Source organism: Mesorhizobium sp. M7A.F.Ca.CA.001.08.2.1 (assembly GCF_003998455.1).
Taxonomy (GTDB): Bacteria; Pseudomonadota; Alphaproteobacteria; order Rhizobiales; family Rhizobiaceae; genus Mesorhizobium; species Mesorhizobium ciceri.
The window spans coordinates 1-1,402 of record NZ_RZPW01001131.1; the positions used below are offsets into that span (position 1 = coordinate 1).

Below are 1,402 nucleotides of genomic sequence, written 5' to 3' on the forward strand. Positions count from 1 at the left end.
CTCTTGCCCACAGCGGATAGTCGTTATTCGCGTTCGCCGGTGAAATTCAGCAGCAGCTGGAAGATGTTGATGAAGTTCAGATAGAGCGAGAAGGCGCCGAAGACGGCAAGTTTCTGGCGCGATTCCGCGTCGAAATTCTCGGCATACTGTTCCTTGATCGTCTGCGTGTCCCAGGCGGTCAGGCCGATGAACACGGCGATGCCGATCACCGAGATGGCGAACTGCAGCGCGGTCGAGCCGAGGAAGATGTTGACGATGCTGGCGATCACCACGCCGATCAGGCCCATGATCAGGAACGACGAGAACTGGGTCAGGTCGCGCTTTGTCGTGTAGCCGTACAGGCTGGTGGCGCCGAACATGGTGGCTGCGATGAAGAAGGTGCGCGCGATGCTGGTTCCGGTGAACACCAGGAACACGGAGGCGAGCGAGAGGCCCATGACCGCGCAGAAGGCCCAGAACATCGCCTGGGCACTCGCCGCGGACATGGTCTGCATCTTGAACGAGAACAGCATGACGAAGGCGAGCGGTGCCAGCATCACCACCCATTTCAGCGGGCTGGAGAAGATCGGCACGTAGAGCGCCGGCGTCGACGAGATCATGAAGGCGACAAGGCCGGTGACCACCAGGCCGACACCCATGTAGTTGTAGACGCGCAGCATATGCTGGCGCAGGCCCTCGTCGAAGATGGCTCCGGTTTGGGCGCCGGCGCCGACGCGATATCCCAGATTGGGGGTGTTCATTTGCGTTCTCCTTTGTGGATCGATCAGTAGAGCGTCTTGGCGAGCGTCTCTGCGGCGCGGTCGAGGTCGTGGACCTCGCTTCGTCCGACCACCGCATAAGCCACATCGCCGATCTGGAAATAGGCCGATGAAATGTCGCCCGAGGGCGCGATCGTCGGCTTGACGACGTCGAAGGTTCCGGGCCGGATCGCAAACAGCGACACCAGCCCCATGTCTTTCGTCTCGACCGCCATCTCGACGCTCGGACCAAAGCGGGACGGATAGATCTGCACGTCGCGGACCTTCCAATCCTTGGGCAGCGACGGCATGACGATGGCGGTCGCGGCGCGAATCTCGCCGGCGTTGTAATTGGGCGCCTCGGGCTGCGACGGCATGCTCTCGCGCACCAGCGTGGTCCTGTGGGCCCGCACTGCGTCGTCGACATAGGCGGGCGGCTGCGGCGAGGCGACGACCTTGGTCACCGACATTGGCCCGATGATACCGTTCGCCAGCCACCCGGCGGCGACGAAGACAGCAACCACCGCGGCGCGCTGCAGCACACCGAAGATGCGGCCGCGGGCAAGCCCCCTCTCCAGCCGCCGCGCGGCATCGGCGGTCGCGGGCCGTGCCATGCCTTTGGAGCCGGCAAGCGCCACGCGCAGTTCATCGCGGGTCCTGAGATC

At 63.7% G+C, this 1,402-nt stretch carries 2 protein-coding genes; both read right to left on the reverse strand.

Annotated features, from left to right (window positions below; all coding sequences use genetic code 11):
- Positions 1-23: 23 nt before the first annotated feature.
- Positions 24-740 carry a Bax inhibitor-1/YccA family protein gene (locus EN914_RS35485; protein WP_023812012.1) on the reverse strand — a complete coding sequence of 239 codons (717 nt, stop codon included), beginning with the start codon at positions 738-740 and terminating at the stop codon, positions 24-26.
- Positions 741-763: 23 nt separating this feature from the next.
- Positions 764-1,402 (reverse strand): anti-sigma factor (locus tag EN914_RS35490; RefSeq protein ID WP_164779170.1); only part of this gene is annotated, 639 nt, incomplete at its 5' end.

Coding starts and splice junctions, on each gene's coding strand:
- EN914_RS35485 (WP_023812012.1), bottom strand. CDS start 740: ATGAACACCCCCAATCTGGGATATCGCGTCGGCGCCGGCGCCCAAACC.